Annotated in this window: 1 protein-coding gene; it reads right to left on the reverse strand. The window is 72.2% G+C overall.

Annotated elements, in window-relative coordinates; all coding sequences use genetic code 11:
• Positions 1-210 precede the first annotated feature (210 nt).
• The gene (locus I71_RS34430; protein WP_042704805.1) at positions 211-774 is read right to left on the reverse strand and encodes a hypothetical protein; all 564 of its coding nucleotides are present in this window, start codon (positions 772-774) and stop codon (positions 211-213) included.
• Positions 775-1170: the final 396 nt, after the last annotated feature.

Raw genomic sequence — 1170 nt, forward strand, 5'->3', positions numbered from 1 at the left:
CCACCACCACGCACAGCTTGACCAGCAAGGTCGCCGTGATGGTGCGGGAGAGCGGGAGGGGAAGAAGCGTGACCGGGCCGCCGGGCGGCAGGGATCGCAGGGTGGAGCGGATGCTCCACCGACGCCTCGCATGCTCATGTCGGGTCCTTTCGGACAAGGGGAGGGCGTTCGGCCCTTCGGGCCGGCGCGGTTGTCTGGATGGCGGCTCGGTCAGATCGCTGGAGACGGGGGCGGGAGCAGCGGCGGTCCGCGCGGCCAGGCGCTGCCCGAAGGCCGGCCTGTAAGCGTGTCGGAGGAGGCGGGAACGGGGCGCCAAAGGACAGGGGGCGACGCCGGCACCGGGCATTCGACGGGGGGCGGCGTCTGGCTGTTGCCGTGCAGCAGCGGCAGGCAGAACAGGCAGAAGGCCCCGCCATGCGCATCGTCGACGGGAACCCCATCGGTGCGCCGTCCTGGCGCGGTTTCGGCGGCGATGCGCTCGCCGGTTCGCCGGTCGATGACGACGAGGCCGGCGGAGGTGCAGATGACGATGCGGTCTCCGAGCAGATCCTGCGCGAAGGGCGGTGCAAAGGGCAGTGCGGAAGCGGCGGACGGCGGCGGCAGGCCGGCGGCCAGGAGTTGCAGGGTCAGCAGAGCCAGACAGGCCAGGGCGCCGATGCGCAGCCGTGTGAAGAGGCCCGGATCGTTCGGCGATGTCTGCCGTGGACAGCCGGCCGCGGCGCGGCCGGTGGCGGCGCGCGGCGGTCGGTCTGACAATGGCGGGGCATCGGTCATGGCGGATGGTTTCGCGGCGAAGGCCGCGCGACTGGGTTCAGCGAGCGGGAGGTGGCGGCCACGCCATCCTTTCCGTTTGTATTGAGTCCGCAAGGTGGCGGATCCCCGGCACGGAGGAGGCTTGGTTTGCTCGGACGGGCCGCAGGCGACCGCGGGAGAGATGCCGGGGCATTCTGTCCGTCACGCAAGTGCTCCAGGCATGGCTATGGACCGCGGCATTGGGATGCCACGCGGTGGACGCGCCGTTCGGAGTGCGGACGGAAAGGGGAGGGAGCGCCGGCTCAGCCGGCGGCAGGCGGTGCGCGGGCCTGGAGACTCGACAGGAACCAGCCGGCTGCGACCACATCGCCGGGCAGGGTCCGCGCGTCGGCCGTCGCCATGGCCTCGGCGGGGACG

Source organism: Azospirillum sp. B506 (assembly GCF_000333595.1).
GTDB lineage: Bacteria > Pseudomonadota > Alphaproteobacteria > Azospirillales > Azospirillaceae > Azospirillum.